We start from the raw sequence: 18,638 nt of genomic DNA on the forward strand, positions 1-18,638 counted from the left end.
GTCGTCACTGCTTTCGAGACACAACCGGGGTGTTCTCGGCATGGAACAGGGGAAGGGTCGCGTCGGCGATCGCCTGGGGGGAAGGGAGTGCGGCCCGCGCCTCGGGTGGGCTCATCCGCGACTGGAGCGCCCGCTGGTAGGCCGCGCCCACGACCAGCAGGGCCGCGGTGCGGGGTTCGGCGACGATGTGATGACGGGCCGAGAGGTGTCCGATCACCGCGTCGAGGGCGCGATGCGGGCCCAGATCGAAGTCGCGGCTGCGTTCGGAATAGACCGCGCGCAGTTCGGCGTCGGATTCGATCGCCGCGAGGACGGGGAGTGCGGCGCGGAAGAAGTCTTCCAGCACGGTCACCAGGCGCACGAGATCGCTTCGCAGGTCGGATGATTCGGTCTCGTCGGCGGAAGCGGGCGGATCGGCGAGCATATCCTTCAGCGGCCGCAGATGATGCTGGATCACCGCCTGGAGCAGGCCGGTGCGGTCGCCGAAGTGGTAGAAGATGCTCGACTCGGCGACCCCGGCGCGGGTGGCGACCTCCTTGGTGGTGAGCCGCGCGACCCCCGAACTCGTGAGGACCTCCTGGGCGGCCGCGATCACGGCCTCTCGTACCCCGCTGCGCGGCCGCCCTCGGGTGCGTGCGGGCGGTTCGGTGTTGTCGATGTGCTGGCGGGGCACCGCGTCTTCCCTTTCGGTCGGTCGTGCCCTTGCAGTATGCCGCATCCCGTCGTATTTTCTGAGTAGGCACTCGAAAATACTGATCGGAGCTGTCGACATGTCCACTCCCAGCACACCTCCCTCCACCGGTACCGCGGCGGGCGAGTCGGCGGGCCGCGGCCGCTTGCGCATGCAGGCCGCGGTCGACGCCGTCATGCGCGCCCTGTTGCGGTCGCCCCTGCATCGCCTGCTCAGCGCGAAATTGATGATCGTCACCGTGGTCGGGCGCACAACCGGCCGCGTCTACGCGAATCCGGTCGGCTACGCCGAGTCCGACGGCGCATTGCTGGTCGGCACTGCGGCGGGCTGGCGGCGCAATCTGCGGCCGGGCGAACCGGTGCGGATCACCTGGCGCGGCCGGGAGCGGCTCGCGGACTGGGAGGTGATCTCCGGCGAAAACGAGATCGCCGAGCCCTACCGCATCATCCTCACCCAGAACCCGACGCACGGCCGCTTCGCCGGCATCAGCCTCGACGCGGACGGCAACGTCGACCGGGAACAGCTGCGCGCCGCCCTCGGCCGCGGCACGGTGGTGGTGCGGCTGCGACCGCGATCGATGCGCTGAGTGCCCGGCCTCAGGTGGCCTGGCTGACCGAGGACATGTGGAAGTCGGGAATCCGCATCGGCGGCATGGCCGTGCGGGTGAACCAATCCTTCCATTCTCGCGGCAGCGTGATCTCGGTGGCGCCGACCTCGGTGGCGCGGCGCAGCAGATCCAGCGGACTCTCGTTGAAGCGGAAGTTGTTGACCGCGGCGGTGACCGCGCCGTCCTCCACCAGATACACCCCGTCGCGGGTCAGGCCGGTCTGCAACAGCGTGGCCGGATCGACCTCGCGGATGTACCACAGACAGGTCAGCAACAGACCGCGCTCGGTGGTGGCGATCATCTGCTCGAGCGTGCGATCCGTCCCGCCGCTCAGCAGCAGATTCTCCCCGGCCACCGTGACGGGAGCGTCGTACTGCGCGGCCACCGCGCGCGGATAGATCAGCGACTCGATCACGCCCTCGCGCAGCCAGTCGACGCGACCGGCCGACAGGCCGTTGTCGAAGACCGACGACGTCTCCGACGAGGCGGCGGTGGCGACGAACGGCCGGTACTCCACACCCTCGGCAGCGGGATCCGAGTACAACGTCAGCGGCAGCTCGGTGAGCCGCTCGCCGACGCGGGTGCCGCCGGCCCGGGCGAATGCGGTGTGCCCCTCGTGGGCGCCGCGTCCGTCCATCGACCACAGCATCGGAATCAGCAGGTCGGCGACCGCCGAGGGCGGCAGCAGGGTGGGGTAGCGGCCCGCCGGCAGCTCGACCCGGCGGGCACACCAGTCCAGGCGCCGGCTCAGCTCGGCCAGCAATGCGGTGACACCGATATCGGTGAAATCGGCGGTCGGTGCGCCCACCCAGGCGCTCGCGGGATCGTCGTCGCCGCGTTTGCCGTTGATCTCGATGGATCCGGTGGGCTCGGACCAGCGGCGGCGGATGCCGGTCGAGGTGCCCAGCCAGGTGGTGTGCAGCTGATGATGGGCGAAACCGTAGAGCCGGTCGGTGCCGGCGAACCCGACCGCGAGCTCACCGGCGAGTCCGGTGAACACCTCGATACCGGTTTCGCGCACCGGGCCCGACCACTCCGAATCCGGTTGCGCGCCTGCGGATTCAGGGTCCAGCAGCGGCATCGCGTCCGCGGCGGGCTCGGCCGTGCGAGCGGCCTCTTCGGCACTGCGCACCACGGCCTCGATCTCGGCGGGATCCACACTCGTGGAACCGATACTGCCCACCCGTGCCGAGCGCGGGCCCTCGCGCAGGATCGACACCACCGCCCAGGATCGTGACACCGACGATCCGTTGGTGGTCATGGAATTGCCGGCCCAGCGCAACGAGGCCTCCGACGCGTCGGTGACGATGACGATCGTCTCGTCCGCGCGTGCGACGGCCAGCGCCCGCTCCACGACCTCCGCGCCGTGCATCATCGTCACCGACCGGCCTCCCGTGTTGTCTGCGAATTCCGAACCGTGGCCGTTCATCCCAGCTCCTCGCGGGTGTTGAGGATGTTCACCCCGCGCACCAGCACCGACGGGCACCCGTGCGACACCGCCGCGACCTGGCCGGGCTGGGCCTTGCCGCAGTTGAACGCCCCGCCCAGTACCCAGGTCGACGGCCCGCCCACGGCTTCCATCGCACCCCAGAAGTCGGTGGTGGTGGCCTGGTAGGCGACGTCGCGCAGCTGTCCGGCCAACTCCCCGTTGCGGATCCGGAAGAAGCGCTGCCCCGTGAACTGGAAGTTGTAGCGCTGCATGTCGATCGACCACGACCGGTCGCCGACGATGTAGATGCCGTCCTCGACGCGTGAGATCAGCTCCGCCGTGCTGGTGTCGGTCTGCGGGTCGGGCTGTAGCGAGACGTTGGCCATGCGCTGGATCGGCACGTGGTGGGCGGAATCGGCATAGGAGCAGCCGTTGGATCGAGGCACCCCGAGGCGAGGCGCGAAGACGCGGTCGAGCTGATAGCCGACGAGGATGCCGTCGCGCACCAGATCCCAGCGCTGCCCGGCCACGCCCTCGTCGTCGTAGCCGACCGTCGCGAGGCCGTGCTCCTGGGTCCGGTCGCCGGTGACGTGCATGATCGGGGTGCCGTAGCGCAGCGTCCCGAGCTTGTCGGGGGTGGCGAAGGAGGTTCCGGCATAGGCCGATTCGTAGCCGATCGCGCGATCGTATTCGGTGGCGTGACCGATGGATTCGTGAATGGTCAGCCACAGATTGGTCGGATCGATCACCAGGTCGGTGGGACCCGGCGTCACCGAGGGCGCGGCGACCTTCTCGGCCAGCCATTGCGGTATCCGGGCCAATTCCTCGTCCCAGTCCCAGACCCCGTCGGCGCCGGTGACGTACTCCCAGCCGCGCCCGGCCGGGGCGGCGAGGGTCCGCATGGTCTCGAAACCGCCCGTGGCGGCGTCGACGGTGATCGCCTCGAGTTGCGGATGCAGCCGCACCCGCTGCTGCGTGATCATGGACCCCACGGTGTCGGCGTAGTAGGTCTGTTCCTTGACCTGCAGCACTGATGCCGTCACGTGATCGATGCCCGCGGCCGCGGACAGGCGCTGCGAATAGTCCTGCAGCAGTGCGACCTTCTCCGGCGTCGGCACGGTGAACGGGTCCACCTCGTAGGGCGAGACCCAGGTCGCGTCGCGGTAGACCGGTTCGTCGGCGAGCGCGACGCGCTCGCGGTTGAGCGCCCGCACAGTGGCCGCGACCGTGACCGCGCGCTGGGCCACCGCCACGGCGGTCGCGGGTGTCAGCTCGCAATGCGAGGCGAAACCCCAGGTGCCGTCGACGATCACGCGCACCGCGAAGCCCAGGTCGACGGCGTTGTCGATGGACTCGACCCGGCCGTCGCGCAACCGGATCGATTGCGTCACCAGCCGATGCACCCGCAGATCGGCGTGTTCGGCGCCGGCCGCGCGCGCCGCCGTCAGCGCCGCGTCGGTCAGGGCGGCCAGCGGCAGCGCGCGGAACTGTTCGTCCACGGTCGCAGATGCGATGCTCACCCGGCCTACGCTAATTGCTGAGCGCCGACCGGGCCAACAGATTCACCGACGGGTGCGGCGAAACAGGCTGCGACCCAACGCGACACGCCGTGCATATTTGCAGACGATGCAAACATGCACGACATGCGGTGTGGCACCGACTGAAACGCGCGCGAAACGCGCAGCCTGCCGCAGGTTGCGGCACCGATGGCGTACTGTCTGCCCGCGTGCCGCCATCCGCACTCCGTGACCGCAAGCGGGAACGCACCCGCCGCGCCCTCCTCGAGGCTGCCGCCGACCTGTTCGAATCCCGCGGCTACGAGGCGACCACCGTCGCCGATATCGCCGCGACCGCCGAGGTGGGTACCAGAACGTTCTTCAACTACTTCGAAAGCAAAGAGGAGCTGCTGTTCCCCGAACCCGACGAACGCGTGAGCGCGGCGGTGGCCGCGATCGCGAGCCGCCGTGCCGACGAACGGCCCGTGGAGGTGCTGCTGCGCGCACTGCGCGCCGCCGGAGACAATCCCGGTGACCACCTCGGCGACGATCTGGCGGCCCGGATCGCGGTGCTGCGCGCCCAGGTCTCGCGCACGGTTCCCGCGGTGAGCGGCCGGGCCGCGCACGCCCAGCTGGTCGCCCAGCAGGAGATCGCGCGGCGGCTGCGCGACGCGTTCCCCGACGAATTGGACGAGGTCGGCGCCGCGGCGCTGGTCGGCGCCGTCGTCGGAGCGGTGTCGGGCGCGCTGACCGTGCTGTTCTCCGGCCGCCACGCCATCGAGGACGGGGAACGGCTGCATCGCACCATCCGCGAGACCACGTCGCGGGTGCTGGCGCCGTGGCTTTCGGCCGGTCGGCATCTGACCGCGGAGGCGCACTGCTGAGCGCCGCTCAGCCGAACTGCTGCCAGCCCAGGCGCACCACCATCGCGGTCACCACGATCAGCAGCACCGCGCGCACGAACCCGGCGCCGCGCGCGAGCGCCATCCGCGAACCCACCACCGACCCCGCGATATTCGCCACCGCCATGCCTAGGCCCACCGACCAGATGATGTGCCCGGTCGCGGCGAGCAGGATCAGCGCGCCGAGATTGGAACCGCAGTTGACCACCTTCGCCATGGCCGCGGCGCGCACGAACTCGGTACCCAGCAGGGTGGCGAAGGAGATGATCAGGAAGGTGCCGGTGCCGGGGCCGACCAGCCCGTCGTAGCCGCCGATCAGCCCGGCCGACAGGCCCACCACCAGGATCGTGCGGCGCCGCGTCGGCGGGTGGGTCGCCATCGTCACCCCGATCGAGGGCCGCGTCGCCACCACGATCGCGACACCGATCAGCACCGCCATCACGATCGGGATGAAATAGCGCCGGTCGATCAGCGCCACCGCGGCCGAACCGGCGGCCGCAGCGCACGCCGCGATCACCGCGCCCGAGAGCATGAGCGGCCATCGCATCGGCACCCGGCGCGCGAAAGTCAGCGCGGCGGCGCTGGTTCCGGCGAAGGCGGCGATCTTGTTCGTGCCCAGGGCGGTCTGCGGGGGCAGCGTCGGCGCCACCAGCAGCAGGGTCGGCAGGATGATCAAACCACCACCGCCCACCACCGCGTCCACCCATCCTGCGGCCGTGGCCGCGGGCAGCAGCACCGCCCACTCGGCCATACCCACGGCGGCGACCCAATCAGAGTTGACGACGTGCGGCAAATCGTGGCGCGCGGCGCCGTGGTGGCGGGCACCTAGGCTGAGCGGGTGCGCCGATTCAGTCTGTGGCTTCGTGGCAAACCCATGGTCGCCGATTCCATTCTCGCGGCCGCGCTGGTGCTGCTCGATCTGCTCACGCTCGGCGGCAAGGATCACACGATCGTCTACCTGATCCTCGGGCTGCTCGTCCCGGTGCCGGTGATCTGGCGGCGCAGCTATCCACGGGCCAGTGCGGTTGCGCTGCTGGTGTTGTCGATCACGACCAGCGCGGTGAGCGTTGTGCTGCACGAGGATCTGCAGCCACCGGCGCTGCTGGCGGTCGGCGTCGCGCTCTACACCCTCGTCGCGTATGTGGGCCGGCGGGAGGGATTGCTGTATCTGGTCGGCCTCGCGGTGGACGGGGCGTTCTCACTGGCCGTGGTCGACCAGTCGGTGCCGATCGTCATCGGCTTCCTGATCATGTTCTACGCGCTGTGCTGGACCCTCGCGGAATTCCTCGGCGCCCGCCACGCCTACGACGCCGAGGTCGCGGCGCGGCTCGCCGTCGCCGACTACGACCGCGAGCGCAGCGCCCACGACGCCGTCTCGGCCGAACGCACCCGCATCGCCCGGGAACTCCACGACGTGGTCGCCCACGCGGTCAGCGTCATCATCGTGCAGGCCGACGGGGCGAAGTACGCGCTGCGCCGCGATCCCGAGATCGCCGAACAGGCGCTGGCCACCATCGCCGCCACCGGCCGCGACGCCCTGCGTGAACTGCGCCGCACGGTGGAACTGCTGCGCACCGAACACGCCCCGGAACAGCTGCCGCAACACGGCACCGCGGGGCTGGCGAAGGTGGTGGAGATGATGCGCAACGCCGGGCTGGCCGTGGAACTGGAACTCACCGGCGAACTCGACGATGTCGCCCCCGAGGTGAGTCTCGGCATGCATCGCATCGTGCAGGAATCGCTGACCAACACCTTCCGCCACGCCGGGCCCGATCCGCAGGCCTGGGTGCGGGTGCGCCGGCGCGACGCGGATGTGCTGGTCGAAGTGCTCGACCGCGGCGATGCCGGACCGTCCGCGAGCGGGTCCACCGTGGCGGCGAACGCGCCCACCGTGGACGACACCGCACCGCGCAACGGCATCGCCGGCAGCGGGCTGGGACTGGTCGGGATGCGGGAGCGGATCGCGGTACTCGGCGGCACCCTCGAGGTGGGACGACGCCCCGAGGGCGGCTGGCGCGTCTGCGCCACCATTCCCCTGCAGCGCGAACTACCCGACTGACCGGGCGAGGAGTCCCGGTTAGATTGGTGCGGTGCCGATCACCGTACTCGTCGTCGACGACCAGGAACTCATGCGTGCCGGACTCAAGATGGTGCTGGGCGCGCACCCGGACGTCGACGTCGTCGCCGAGGCCGACAACGGCGCGACCGCCGTGCGCCTGGCCGGTGAGCTCGCTCCCGACGTGGTGCTGATGGACGTGCGGATGCCGGTGGTCGACGGTGTGGCCGCGACCGCCCAGATCCTCGAATCCGGATGCGGCAGCCGGGTTCTGGTGATGACCACCTTCGACCTCGACGAACACGCGCTCGGCGCCCTGCGTGCCGGCGCCAGCGGTTTCCTGCTCAAGGACACCCCGCCCGAGGATCTGATCTCCGCCATCCGCAGCGTCGCGGCCGGTGACGCCGTGGTCTCCCCGAAGGTGACCAAACGGCTGCTGAACCGGCTGATCGCCGCCGACCCCGCCCGCGTGCGCGACCCGTCGGTGCTCGACGTGCTCACCGCGCGCGAACGCGAGGTGCTCGAACAGATCGCCGCCGGGCGCTCCAACGCCGAGATCGCCGCCGAGCTGTACCTGTCGGAGGCCACGGTGAAGACTCACGTCGGCCGGGTGCTGACCAAACTGGGACTGCGCGACCGGGTGCAGGCGGTCGTGCTGGCCTATGAGACCGGGCTGGTCACGCCGGGTACCTGAGCCCGGTGACCGGCGATATGCCCGAATCGGGAGAAAATCGGGATCGCCGCGCGTTGGGCAGGGTAGATCGTGGAAAGGATCGCCGATGCCCGCCCTGTTGTTCGCCCTCTATCTCGTCGTCGAGATCGCGGCGCTGGTCGTGGTCGGCCACCTCATCGGTGCCGTGCCGACCATTCTGCTGCTCATCGCCGGATCCGCGCTCGGGCTGATCCTGGTGCGTTCCCAGGGCCGCCGGGTCTTCCAGCAGTTCCGCCGTGCCCGCCGCGGCGAGATCGCCCCGGGCACCGCCGTCGCCGACGGCGCGCTCGTCGGGGTGGGCGCGCTGCTGATGTTCGTTCCCGGCCTGGTCACCTCGGTGTTCGGGCTGCTGTTGCTCCTGCCCACCCGCGCACTGCTGCGACCGCTGGTGTCGGCCGCTGCGCTGCGCCGCATCGATCGGCTGACCATGGCCACCGGCTACCGGGGCGTGGTGGTGGAACCCTCCGGTGAGGTCGTCGACGGGGTGGTCGTCGAGCAGTACTACGACGACGGTCAGGGCACCGGGCGGCGCATGATCGACCCCCGCTGACCGACCCGCACTGATCCCACGCCGCCGGCCGTGCGGCACACTGGTCACCCGTGAGTACCCAGTTGCTGGTCGGCGGCCGAATCTACAGTTCCAGTTCCCCCGATGCGACCGCGATGGCGGTCACCGACGGCACCGTGGTCTGGCTGGGCGCCGAACGCCCCGGCCGCGCCCTGCACCCCGACGCCGAAATCATCGATCTGGACGGCGCTTTCGTCGCCCCCGCCTTCGTCGATCCGCACGTGCACGTCACTTCGCTCGGCCTGCAATTGACGGGTCTGGACCTGTCCCAGGCGAATTCGCTGGCGCAGTGCCTGGATCTGGTGCGCGAGTACGCCGCCACCCATGCCGGAACGATCATCGGCGACGGCTGGGACGAGACCCGCTGGCCCGAGGGCCGCCCGCCCACCGTCGACGAGCTCGACGCCGCGGCCGGGCCCGGCCGGCCGGCCTATCTGGCCCGCATCGACGCCCATTCCGCCGTCGCCTCGACCGCGCTGCTCGACGCTGTGCACGGCATTCGCGCGGCCGCCGGATACACCGCCGGCGCACCGCTTCGCGCCGACGCGCATCATCTCGTCCGCGCGGCCGCACTCGACGGTCTCGACCGCGCTCAACGCGACCGGGCACGGGCGACCGCACTCGATTACGCGGCCGCGCACGGTGTGGTCGCCGTCCACGAATGCGCGGGCCCGCAGATCGCCGGACGTACCGATGTGCGCGAGTTGCTGGAATTCGAGCACGGCGTGCACGTGCGGGCGTACTGGGGTGAGGCCGTCACCTCGGCCGAGGAGGCGCGAGCGCTGCTCGGCGAACTCGGGGTCCACGGGCTGGCCGGGGACCTGTTCGTCGACGGCTCGTTCGGCTCCCACACCGCCTGGCTGCGCGAACCCTATGCCGACCGCGACACCACCGGTGTCTCCTACCTCGGCGCCGCGGCGATCGCCGCCCATGTCCGGGCCTGTACCGAAGCGGGGATCCAGGCCGGATTCCACGCGATCGGCGACGCCGCCGTCGATGCGGTGGTCGAGGGCTTCGCCCGGGTCGCCGCCGACCTCGGCGCACCGGCGGTGGCCACCCGCGGTCACCGCCTCGAACACGCCGAACTGCTCGATGCCGGGCAGATCGCGAAACTGGCCGAATTCGGCGTGATCGCCAGTGTGCAACCGGGATTCGACGCCGCCTGGGGTGGCGCCGAGGGGATGTACGCGACTCGGCTGGGCGCCGGACGCGCCGCCGCCACCAACCCGTTCGCGGCGATGGCCGCCGCCGGAATCTCCCTGGCGATCGGCTCCGATGCCCCGGTGACGGCGCTGAACCCGTGGGAAGCCGTCCGCGCGGCCGCCAACCACCGCACCCCGGGACACCACATCTCCCCGCGCGCCGCCTTCGCCGCCGCCACCCGCGGCGCCTGGCGAGCCGGCGGCGTGCGCGACGGAATAGCCGGCACGCTGGTGCCCGGCGCACCCGCGAACTATGCGATATGGGACACAACGGAATTGGTGGTCGCCGCCGCCTCGGACACGGTGCAACGCTGGTCTACCGATCCGCGCTCCCGCGTCCCCGGCCTGCCGTCCTTGGACGAGGGCGCCGAACTGCCGCGTTGCCTGCGCACGGTCCGCGACGGAGTCACCATCTACGCGGCCTGAGGAATGTGCGCGACCGGGAGCCCGGCACGGGCCGGCGCGCGGTATCCCAGTAGGCTGGCGCGGTGCTGGGCGTGACATGGCGGGTATGGGGGAGGATCGGGGCCGCTGTCGTCGCCGGGCTGTTGTTGTTCGCGAGCTTTCCGCCGCGTACCTGCTGGTATCTGGCGCCGATCGGGATCGCGATCCTGACCCTGACGGTGCGGGATGCGACGAGATTGCGTGGCGGCTTCGGTTACGGACTGCTGGCCGGGCTCGCGTTCTTCCTGCCGTTGTTGCCGTGGACCGGTATCTACGTCGGCCCGGTGCCGTGGCTGGCGCTCTCGGCCGCGTGCGCGGTCTATGTCGGCCTGTTCGGGCTGCTGTCGCGGCTGGTGTGCCCGCTGGTGGGCTGGCCGGTGTGGGTCGCGCTGATGTGGACTCTCACCGAATGGGGACGCTCCAGCTTCCCGTTCGGCGGATTTCCGTGGGGCCGTCTGGCTTTCGGGCAGGCCGACGGCTGGTATCTGCCGCTCGCCTGGCTCGGTGGCGCACCCGTGGTGAGTTTCGCGGTCGCTCTGAGCGGAACGGTCCTGGCCGCGCTTCTGCTTCGATTGCGTCCGCGGGCAACCGAACGGCGTGCGGTCGTAATTATCACTCTCGCAACGGTTGTGGCTATCATCCCGATTACCGGAGTGATCCTCCGGACCGCGCTGCCCGCCCCGGACGACGGAGACCGGTCGATCACGGTCGCCGCTATCCAGGGCAGCGTGCCGCGGCTGGGCCTGGACTTCAACGCCCAGCGCCGGGCCGTGCTGGACAATCACATTCGGCGCACCGAGGAGCTGGCCCGTGCGGTCGCCGCCGGGACCGCCGCCCAGCCGGATGTGGTGATCTGGCCGGAGAATTCCTCCGATATCGACCCGCTGCGCAATACCGACGCCTACGACGAGATCACCGCCGCCGCCCGTGACATTCACGCCCCGATTCTGGTGGGCGCCGTCCTGGTCAACGACGACCGCACGACCACCAATTCGGTGATCGTGTGGGACGCCGACGGGCCGGGGGAGCGTCACGACAAGAAGATCATCCAGCCGTTCGGCGAATACCTGCCCTATCGCGGCTTCTTCCGTCACTTCTCCAGCTACGCCGACCGCGCCGGCTACTTCGTGCCCGGCCACGGCGACGGTGTCGTGCACGCGCGCCCGGCCGGCGGTGGTCCGATGGTCGCGATCGGCGTGGCGACCTGCTACGAGGTCGCCTTCGACCGAGCCTTCGAGGATTCCCTGCGCGCCGGTGCGCAAGTGCTCACGGTCCCGACGAACAACGCCACCTTCGGCGACAGCGATATGACCTATCAGCAGCTGGCCATGTCACGGGTGCGGGCCGTCGAACACGGCCGGGCGCTGGTGGTCGCCGCGACCACCGGCGTCAGCGCCATCGTCACCGCCGACGGTGTCGTGCGGCAGCAGACCGGAAAATTCGTGCCCGCCGCACTCGAGGCGACGGTGCCGTTGCGCAGCGAAACGACACCCGCGACGGCGATGGGACCCCTTCCGGAACGGATATTGTGCATTCTTGCTGCGGCCGCCGCCCTGGTCGCGGCTACTCGGTGGCGAACGATGCGCTCGACCCGTCGTGCCGATGAGGACGTCACCGGCGACCCGGCATTCGACTGACGGCCGCTCCGGTCGTTACTTCGTACCCAGGGCACCGTCGATGCCGGAGATATCGGTGATGACCCAGTCGTGGGTGGAGTCGAGGGTGATCTGGTATGTCGCGGTGGAGTCGATCCCATCCGGGGCCTGCCGATTCTTCGTCAACACATTGACGAAGCAGCTGACCGTATAACGACCGTCGGACTCCGAGCGCACCTTGGCCGCAAGGGGTTTCGCGGTCGAGGTCCACTGCAGTGGCGTGATGATCTGCTCCATCGAATTCGACGCTTGTGTCAGCCGATTCGACAGTTCGGGCGTGGTGCCCCTGGTCAATCTGGCGCGCCAGGCCGCGAGGTCGTGGAAGTCCATCGCGGCGGCACCGGTGGCGTAGTCCGACGCCACCGATTCCGCGTGGGCGGAGTCCGCGGCCTGACGGTTCAGCCGGTCGAGCGCGCCGGCCTTGTCGTGCACCTGCCAACCGAGCGCACCGATGGTGGCCATCGCGGCCAGAGACAGCGTGGCAACCGCCATGGTCTTGACCGAGATCGAGGAGTCCCGCCAACGCCTGCCGTGGCGTACGGCGAAACCTCGTCGGGCCGAACGCTTCTCGGCGGAACTGTCGGTGTCTGCGGGCTTGCGGGCGCCGGTGGCCTCGTCGGTGCCGGTCGGCTTGTCGGGCTCCGCGGCCGGTGTCCCGCCTTCCTCCGTGGTTTCGCCGGTTACGGTCGTACTGCTCGTCATCGCTGCATCCTTCGTCGTCGCGTCTTGGTCGAAATCCGTTGCTGCCGCCGCAAGTCCGAATTCACCGCCCGGGAACCTGAACGTGGACGGTGAGGCTGTGGCCCGAATCGACTGCCGCCAATGCGGTGTCGAGGAACTTTCCCACGTCGACGGTTCTCAGGGCCGCGGCGCCGGCCTGCGCGCCGGGCAATAGATCGACGCCCAGGGTGTGCAGGTCGGCGGCGTTGTTGTCGAGAAACTTCTGCAGTTCCGCGAGCATCGGCGCCGCGCCGTTGTTGCCGGCGTCCTCGAAAGGCGAGAAGGTGCGGCCCCAGTCGTAGCCGTTGTAGAGCCTGGTGAGCGCAGTGGCCGTGGTCGGCGCCGGCTCGCCGGCGCCGGTCAGATCCCCTGCCAGCCAGTTGCTGTCGCGCAGCATGGGCTGCACGGTCTCGAAGAGCTTCGTCAGGGCGCCGGCCTGCCGGGTCACGACGTCGGCGAGCAGAGCGCCCGCATGAGAGAGATCGGCGAGGACATCACCATCGTCGGGCAGTGCGATATCCATTTCGCGGAATATCCCGGTGATTCTCGCCGGATCCACCTGCTCCAGCAGTCGGGTGATGCGCTCGGACAACTCCTTGATGGTCGGCGGCACCACGACATGGGCGGTGTTCAGGTCCGAGTGTGCGGTCAGGTAGGGGCCGGCCTCGCGGGCCGGAAGGACGGCGATATAGCTTTCTCCCAGTGCGGACAAATTGTCGACCCGGTATCCGCTGTCGATCGGAATCCGATATTTCCTGTCGTAACGCCATTCGACGGTGATGGCGTCCGCCGACGATGTCAGCTTGGAGATGTTGCCGATCGCGATTCCGCGGAGCAATACCGGTGATCCGACGACCAGCCCATTGGTGTCGGGCAACGACATCGTGACCGTATCGAAGTCACCCGTACCCGGCAGCGGCATTCCGGCCCGGTACAGGAAGCCGAAGGATGCCGCGGCGATCGTCGCCATCCCGGCCACCGAAATCAGAGTGCGCCGGATCATTTCATCGCTCCCAGCATGCGCAGCACGTTCTCCATATCGCCGACCAGCTGGTCGCCGTTCGATGACTCGACGGACCTGATATCGATCGAGGGGTTCCCGGCGAACGGCAGCACGACGGTGCGCAGAAAGACGCCGACCTTGTCGACCACTTCCGGTGCCGTATCCCAGTTTCCGCGGCCGGAGTGGACGGTGGCCGCCATGGAGTCGAGCATCGGAACCATCCAGAACCCACCGAAGAACAAGCTGCCGACCAACGGAAGTCCGGGACCGACATGGCCGAGCACGACCCGGTCCGACTGCCGCCAGTAATGCTGAGCGTTGTCGTTGAACATCACCAGATTCAGCGTGTCCGATTTGTCGGCCACCGCACTCGCCGTCCGGTCCAAACCCGACAGGGTCCGATCGATTTCGTCGGTGTTGTGGGAGAGGTCGTGCATGTCACCGGTGAGGACCGTGGACAATTTCCGGATGTTGTCGACCGTGGGCATGACGGCATTCAGTCGCGACATGGTGTCCTCGACCTTCTGAATACTTCCGCCGTTCACGAAGAACGCCAGCACCGCCATCGTGTCCTCCAATTGCGGCGGTGAGGATGTCGCGCTTTCGGGAACGGATCCGCCGGGTGGGAGGAATCCCGCGTTCCCGGTGTCCGGGCCCCGATCCAATCCGACGTAGGTGTCACCGAGCAACGTGTCCTGCCGGATCGTGGCATGCACGTTCGCCGGCACTTTGGTGCCGCGGTTGAGCCCCGCCGTGACCGTCAGATCGGAGCCCGTGACCTCGACCTCGTCCACCCTTCCGACGCGCAAGCCGTCGAGCATGACGTAGGCGCCCGCGGGCAGATTCATCGCGTTCTGGAAATGCAATCGGATCGTGTAGCCACCCGTCGGGCTCCGCGAGCCGACGATCGGCAGATCCTTCGGCCCCAGCGAGCACGACGCGGTGGCGAGTACGCCCGCACACAACAGTGCCGCGCGTATGCGCAGGGTGAAACATCCGGCGAACATCATCGGGCCCCCTTCCTCGCCAGCACCAGATCCAGCAGTGAACTCGTGGCCGGTGGGGTGCCGGGGGCGGCGTCGGTGGCCGGCCGGGCCAGCGAGACCGTCAGCCCCTGCGGATCCGAATTCCCTTGTTGCCGCAGGAAGGCCGCGATGGGTGGCAGCGTCTCCAGGAGACCGGCGATATCCTTCGAGCGAGTGGCCGCCAGGTGGATGATCGTGGACATACCGGCGTGAAAACCGGGCCAGACAAGGTCTCCGTAATTGCGCTGGATATCCAGGAGCACCTTCAACAGGTAGCCCGTGCCGACCGTGACTTTTTCCGCTCCGGGCAGCAGATCGGAACCGGCCGCCTGCAGGACGGGCGGCATCTGGTCCAGCAGTGAGCGAATGGTGGACCATTGCCGGAGCGCCTCCTCGGTCATCGGAGCCATGTTCATGATCGAGGAACCGAGATCGGACATCATCCGGTCCGGATTCGACATCGCCGCTGCGGCGTGATGCATCAAGTCCGCGGCATCGTGGCCGTTGCCCTGCAGGGCCGTATCCAGGCCGGCGAGCGCGTTCTGGATGCTGTCCTTACCGTTCGACGGCGCGATGGCATTGATGAAGTCCGATGCCGAGCCCGCGATCTGTGAAATGCTCTTCGGGGTGTAGCTGCGGTCCGGTGACGTGCATGTGCCCGGCGTCAGCTGCGGGCCCGACACATAGTTGCCGACGAGCTCCAGACTCCGATCTGCGAGAAGCGATTTCGACCGCGTCACCACGGCGACATCGGCCGGGAACTTGCGGCCCGCGTCGAGGCTGAAGGTGACCTCGACGTGGTCGCCTTTCGACGCGATACCGTCGATTCTGCCGACGGAGTACCCCATCTGTGTGACCGGATTTCCCGCGTAGAGCCCCACCGCGTCGGCCATTTCGGAGCAGAAGCCGTGGACCTGTTTCGTGCGCGAATCCAGCGCCGTCGCGACCGCGTACCCGCCGCCGATGACGACACCTGCCGTCGCCGCTACCGCCAGGATTGCCGTTTTCCGTTTCACTCGCATATCAGCACGTCCGCCCTGGAGTCGGGACACAGATATCAGTGGTCAGCAGCGCTCCACCGCCGATCGCCTGTAGACCTTCGGGCCCGAGCCAGTTCTGCAGCCGCTCGCGGAGCCCCTTCATGTTGTCCAGCGCCGGACCGAGATTCGTCCGCAGATCACTGATCGCGTCCCGGAGACCGGTAATGGCGTTCGACAGTTCGTCTTTGTGCTCGAGATAGAACTTCAGCAACGGCGTGACCCGGAAGAGAATGTCTCCGAGGCGCTCGTAGGTTTCGTCGAACCCGGCCTTGGCGGCATCATAGGTGGAGACGACGATGTCGACTCGACGCAGCAAATCGAAGATGAAGTCGCGGCTGCCGTTGAACGCCCGCAGGTATTCGGCGCTGAAATCCATGATCGTGTGCACTTGTTCGCGCTGCCGGTCCAGCACCGCGACGATGCTGTTCAGGCCGTCGATGATCGATTTGATCGAGGTGTTGTCGTGCTGGAGCGCGGTCGCGATCTGGTCGATATTCGCGTCGATGGGGCCGCCCGCGACCCGATCCGTCATGTGCGGGGCGGCCTGCAGCACATCGGCGATCGAATAGGGCACCCGGACCCTGTCGGCCGGTATCACCTGGTGGGGTTCGAGCGGGCGGTCGCCGTCCGAGATCACGGTCACCGCATAACCGCCGACCGGTGTCAGCATCCGCACGTCGATGGTGGACTCGGATCCGACGAAGGTGGAGTCGTCGATACTCAGATCCACTCGCACGGAATCCGGCTCGATCGACAGACCCGACACCTTGCCCACGGTGATGCCCGCGACGCGGACGTCTTCGCCGGCGGCGAGCGATGCGGCATCGGTCGTCAGGAACGATATCGTCTTGCGCCCCAAGGGATGTACGTACACCGCCCCTGCCGCGACCAGCGCGGCGACAACGACGAGCACCACCACGGCACCGTGTACGACGCTGTCGTGCCGCATTCTCCGGACCCTGCCGGCGAGCGTGGGGACGATGCCCTTCAGTGTGGCTTGCATATCACGACCTCGCTGCCGTCGAGGAGCACCTTCACATCGGTGGGAAGCTGCGCGATCCCGTGGCTGCACGACATCGCACCGGGATTCGAATGCAGTGTCGGGAGCTGTAATCCGGCGAAGGCCGCCGGCAGCAACCTCAGGGTCGACGCGGCCGCGGAGACCGACGAGAAGGCGCCGGCGACGGTCTTGTCGATATCCAGTTCCGGACTCAACCCGAGGTCGATCAGCATGTTGTCGATCGGCCGGGTGAAGCCGGGGCCGAGTTGGTCCGTCTTCCCGAACAGGGGGAGCACGGTCATCGCTTGGCTGATCGGATAGGACAGCGATTGCAGGAATTCGATGAGGTCGGGCGACTTCCCGCCCATCGTGGTGGCCAGCCGAATCAGGTTTGCGGTCAACGTGGATATCACCTGCTCGCGATCACGCGCGTAATCGGTGAGTTTCCGAGCGCTGTCCAACATCGGCGCGAGACCACCGCCGTCTCCTTGCAACAGTGCGATCGCGTTCCGGGTGAAGGCATTGATTTCGTCGGTGCTCATCGTGGTCAGCACCGGTTGCAATCCGTTGAACAGCTTCGTGATGTCGAAGGAGGGCCTGGTCTTCTCCGACGGCAGGTGTGTGACGGGTTTGCCCGGCTCGCCCGGCACGGACAGATCGACGTACCGGATGCCGGTCAGATTCTGGTATTTCACGGACAGCACGGTGTTTTCGGTCAGCCGGTACGGTTTCGTCAGGGTGATGGCGACCTCGGCGACGTTCCGGCCGGCCCGCCGCAGCCGCCGGATGTCTTTCACCTTTCCGACCAGCACGCCCCTGGTTCGCACGTCACCGTCGACATGCAATCCCGAGACGTCGGTGAAATCCGCGGTATAGCGCCCGGACGCAGTGTCGATCGGATTCTTGATGGCATTGATGACGATGACGAACAACAGCGCGGCGAGTGCCGCGACAACCGTGAGTTTCGCCAGTCCAAGGGTCAGCCTGATCGAATGGTTCATCGCGGCTGCCCCTGCCCGAGCCCGGCCGGTAGCCCGGACACCGCCAGGGGCGCTGCCACCCCGGGAAAATTGTCCAGGATCAATCGCAGATTCAGAGTCCGGGAGGAGTCGGGACCGGTGAATACCGTGCCGTAGCGGTCGACCATGGCCGACAGTTGCGACGCCGCCCGGCCGTCGGCCAGCAGCGTCGGCGTGGCGCCCAACAACGCTGCCGCCAGCCCGGTTACGGGAGTGAGCTCGTGCTCGTGTGACTCCATCAGCGACCCGGCGGCCCCGAACAACTTCACCATGGCCACGTCCATCGCCGTGTTCAGATCGTCCCAATAGGAATCGTCTCGGCCCCATGAGCCGTTCGGGCCGTGGTTGGTGTTGTTGTCGTAGAGGTTGTACAAGGCGGCTATCGACTGTCCGGTGAATCCGGGGAGCACATCCAGGGTGCGATTCATATCGTCGAGCAGAATGCTGGGCATCGCCTGCTGGGTCTGCGCGACGCGATCGGCGAACACGATCCCGGCCTGAATCATCGGGGCCAGACCGTCTGCGTACCGGACAACTTTGTCGAGGGTATCGATCATCGCCTTCGTCAAGGTGCCGTCGACGACGACCGAACCCTTCTCCAGCATGGTCGACATGGTGAAGTTGTCCGCGGCGCGCCGAGTCAGCACATCGCCCGCCACGAGTTTTCCGCCGCCCGGCTTCTCGAGGAGGTTGACCGCCGTGACGCCGAAATAATTCTCCGGCCGGAAATCGATGTCCAGCGCATCGGTCAATCCGCGGATCCCGTTCGGGCGCAATGCCAGATCCATGCCGAGCGTGTCGTCCGACCGGCGCGTCAGCGCCGTCACCTCGCCGACTTCGTTACCTCGGAGAATCACCTTGGTTCCGGTATGAACGCCCGGCGCGACCGAGGCGACGTCGACGCGCACGTCGATCGTGTCCGACGAGGTCACCGACGGATAGAGCGTTCGGTATCCGATGAACGCGACGGCCGCTACCGTGACCACCGAAGCCGCCGCGATATTCAACATCCAGGCCTGGCGCCGACCGGAGCCGCGGATGAAATCCTGATTGACAGTCGTGCCCATCC

Annotated in this window: 18 protein-coding genes; 7 read left to right on the forward strand and 11 right to left on the reverse strand. The window is 68.2% G+C overall.

What is annotated here, in order from left to right:
* Positions 1 to 4: 4 nt before the first annotated feature.
* The gene (locus tag NA3_RS15090) at positions 5 to 673 is read right to left on the reverse strand and encodes a TetR/AcrR family transcriptional regulator (RefSeq protein ID WP_062964269.1); all 669 of its coding nucleotides are present in this window, start codon (positions 671 to 673) and stop codon (positions 5 to 7) included.
* A 97-nt stretch (positions 674 to 770) separates the two neighbouring features.
* Between NA3_RS15090 and NA3_RS15095 the strand changes: the two genes are divergently transcribed.
* Positions 771 to 1,277 carry a PNPOx family protein gene (locus NA3_RS15095; RefSeq protein ID WP_062964270.1) on the forward strand — a complete coding sequence of 169 codons (507 nt, stop codon included), beginning with the start codon at positions 771 to 773 and terminating at the stop codon, positions 1,275 to 1,277.
* A gap of 10 nt (positions 1,278 to 1,287) precedes the next feature.
* Here the strand turns inward: NA3_RS15095 and NA3_RS15100 are convergent, their stop codons facing one another.
* Positions 1,288 to 2,673, reverse strand: coding sequence for a metallopeptidase TldD-related protein (locus NA3_RS15100; RefSeq protein ID WP_062964590.1), 1,386 nt, complete (start codon positions 2,671 to 2,673; stop codon positions 1,288 to 1,290).
* A 50-nt stretch (positions 2,674 to 2,723) separates the two neighbouring features.
* Positions 2,724 to 4,247 carry a TldD/PmbA family protein gene (locus tag NA3_RS15105; protein ID WP_227995207.1) on the reverse strand — a complete coding sequence of 508 codons (1,524 nt, stop codon included), beginning with the start codon at positions 4,245 to 4,247 and terminating at the stop codon, positions 2,724 to 2,726.
* A gap of 206 nt (positions 4,248 to 4,453) precedes the next feature.
* Between NA3_RS15105 and NA3_RS15110 the strand changes: the two genes are divergently transcribed.
* Positions 4,454 to 5,107 (forward strand): TetR/AcrR family transcriptional regulator, encoded by a 654-nt coding sequence (locus NA3_RS15110; protein ID WP_084491574.1) that lies wholly within the window; start codon positions 4,454 to 4,456, stop codon positions 5,105 to 5,107.
* 7 nt (positions 5,108 to 5,114) lie between these two features.
* Here the strand turns inward: NA3_RS15110 and NA3_RS15115 are convergent, their stop codons facing one another.
* A complete protein-coding gene (locus tag NA3_RS15115) occupies positions 5,115 to 5,876 on the reverse strand; it encodes a sulfite exporter TauE/SafE family protein (RefSeq protein ID WP_265337743.1) in 762 nt (253 codons plus the stop codon).
* Between the two features lie 87 nt (positions 5,877 to 5,963).
* Between NA3_RS15115 and NA3_RS15120 the strand changes: the two genes are divergently transcribed.
* The 5 genes from NA3_RS15120 (at position 5,964) to lnt (ending at position 11,744) form a co-directional block, all read left to right on the forward strand.
* On the forward strand, positions 5,964 to 7,184 hold the full coding sequence (locus tag NA3_RS15120; protein WP_062964272.1) for a sensor histidine kinase: 1,221 nt from the start codon (positions 5,964 to 5,966) through the stop codon (positions 7,182 to 7,184).
* Between the two features lie 31 nt (positions 7,185 to 7,215).
* On the forward strand, positions 7,216 to 7,875 hold the full coding sequence (locus NA3_RS15125) for a response regulator (protein WP_036501594.1): 660 nt from the start codon (positions 7,216 to 7,218) through the stop codon (positions 7,873 to 7,875).
* An 85-nt stretch (positions 7,876 to 7,960) separates the two neighbouring features.
* The gene (locus NA3_RS15130; RefSeq protein WP_062964273.1) at positions 7,961 to 8,443 is read left to right on the forward strand and encodes an FxsA family protein; all 483 of its coding nucleotides are present in this window, start codon (positions 7,961 to 7,963) and stop codon (positions 8,441 to 8,443) included.
* Positions 8,444 to 8,493: 50 nt separating this feature from the next.
* The gene (locus NA3_RS15135) at positions 8,494 to 10,089 is read left to right on the forward strand and encodes an amidohydrolase (RefSeq protein ID WP_062964274.1); all 1,596 of its coding nucleotides are present in this window, start codon (positions 8,494 to 8,496) and stop codon (positions 10,087 to 10,089) included.
* Between the two features lie 65 nt (positions 10,090 to 10,154).
* Entirely contained in the window at positions 10,155 to 11,744 is a 1,590-nt protein-coding gene (lnt, locus tag NA3_RS15140) for an apolipoprotein N-acyltransferase (RefSeq protein WP_084491612.1), read from the forward strand.
* Between the two features lie 15 nt (positions 11,745 to 11,759).
* Here the strand turns inward: lnt and NA3_RS15145 are convergent, their stop codons facing one another.
* The 7 genes from NA3_RS15145 to NA3_RS15175 all read right to left on the reverse strand — a co-directional run bounded on the left by NA3_RS15145 (position 11,760) and on the right by NA3_RS15175 (position 18,636).
* On the reverse strand, positions 11,760 to 12,464 hold the full coding sequence (locus tag NA3_RS15145) for a hypothetical protein (RefSeq protein WP_227995206.1): 705 nt from the start codon (positions 12,462 to 12,464) through the stop codon (positions 11,760 to 11,762).
* Between the two features lie 61 nt (positions 12,465 to 12,525).
* Positions 12,526 to 13,485 (reverse strand): MlaD family protein, encoded by a 960-nt coding sequence (locus NA3_RS15150; RefSeq protein ID WP_062964276.1) that lies wholly within the window; start codon positions 13,483 to 13,485, stop codon positions 12,526 to 12,528.
* A complete protein-coding gene (locus tag NA3_RS15155; protein WP_062964277.1) occupies positions 13,482 to 14,495 on the reverse strand; it encodes an MlaD family protein in 1,014 nt (337 codons plus the stop codon). Before NA3_RS15155 ends, NA3_RS15150 begins: the two co-directional genes overlap by 4 nt.
* Positions 14,492 to 15,532 carry an MlaD family protein gene (locus NA3_RS15160; protein WP_062964278.1) on the reverse strand — a complete coding sequence of 347 codons (1,041 nt, stop codon included), beginning with the start codon at positions 15,530 to 15,532 and terminating at the stop codon, positions 14,492 to 14,494. Before NA3_RS15160 ends, NA3_RS15155 begins: the two co-directional genes overlap by 4 nt.
* A 1-nt stretch (position 15,533) precedes the next feature.
* Entirely contained in the window at positions 15,534 to 16,553 is a 1,020-nt protein-coding gene (locus NA3_RS15165) for an MlaD family protein (protein ID WP_062964279.1), read from the reverse strand.
* Positions 16,538 to 17,551 (reverse strand): MlaD family protein, encoded by a 1,014-nt coding sequence (locus NA3_RS15170; protein WP_062964280.1) that lies wholly within the window; start codon positions 17,549 to 17,551, stop codon positions 16,538 to 16,540. The genes NA3_RS15165 and NA3_RS15170 overlap by 16 nt, the downstream gene beginning before the upstream one ends.
* Complete coding sequence (locus NA3_RS15175; RefSeq protein ID WP_063917517.1) at positions 17,548 to 18,636, reverse strand: MlaD family protein; 1,089 nt, start codon at positions 18,634 to 18,636, stop codon at positions 17,548 to 17,550. Before NA3_RS15175 ends, NA3_RS15170 begins: the two co-directional genes overlap by 4 nt.
* Positions 18,637 to 18,638 lie beyond the last annotated feature (2 nt).

This window comes from Nocardia africana NBRC 100379 (assembly GCF_001612635.1).
GTDB classification, from domain to species: domain Bacteria; phylum Actinomycetota; class Actinomycetes; order Mycobacteriales; family Mycobacteriaceae; genus Nocardia; species Nocardia africana.

What these genes read in the sequence shown, in the direction of transcription:
- NA3_RS15160 (WP_062964278.1), bottom strand. Translation starts at nt 15,532, where the DNA reads ATGCGAGTGAAACGGAAAACGGCAATCCTGGCGGTAGCGGCGACGGCA.
- NA3_RS15150 (WP_062964276.1), bottom strand. Translation starts at nt 13,485, where the DNA reads ATGATCCGGCGCACTCTGATTTCGGTGGCCGGGATGGCGACGATCGCC.
- NA3_RS15095 (WP_062964270.1), top strand. Translation starts at nt 771, where the DNA reads ATGTCCACTCCCAGCACACCTCCCTCCACCGGTACCGCGGCGGGCGAG.
- NA3_RS15175 (WP_063917517.1), bottom strand. Translation starts at nt 18,636, where the DNA reads ATGGGCACGACTGTCAATCAGGATTTCATCCGCGGCTCCGGTCGGCGC.
- NA3_RS15130 (WP_062964273.1), top strand. Translation starts at nt 7,961, where the DNA reads ATGCCCGCCCTGTTGTTCGCCCTCTATCTCGTCGTCGAGATCGCGGCG.
- NA3_RS15165 (WP_062964279.1), bottom strand. Translation starts at nt 16,553, where the DNA reads ATGCAAGCCACACTGAAGGGCATCGTCCCCACGCTCGCCGGCAGGGTC.
- NA3_RS15155 (WP_062964277.1), bottom strand. Translation starts at nt 14,495, where the DNA reads ATGATGTTCGCCGGATGTTTCACCCTGCGCATACGCGCGGCACTGTTG.
- NA3_RS15115 (WP_265337743.1), bottom strand. Translation starts at nt 5,876, where the DNA reads ATGGCCGAGTGGGCGGTGCTGCTGCCCGCGGCCACGGCCGCAGGATGG.
- NA3_RS15170 (WP_062964280.1), bottom strand. Translation starts at nt 17,551, where the DNA reads ATGAACCATTCGATCAGGCTGACCCTTGGACTGGCGAAACTCACGGTT.
- NA3_RS15145 (WP_227995206.1), bottom strand. Translation starts at nt 12,464, where the DNA reads ATGACGAGCAGTACGACCGTAACCGGCGAAACCACGGAGGAAGGCGGG.
- NA3_RS15100 (WP_062964590.1), bottom strand. Translation starts at nt 2,673, where the DNA reads ATGATGCACGGCGCGGAGGTCGTGGAGCGGGCGCTGGCCGTCGCACGC.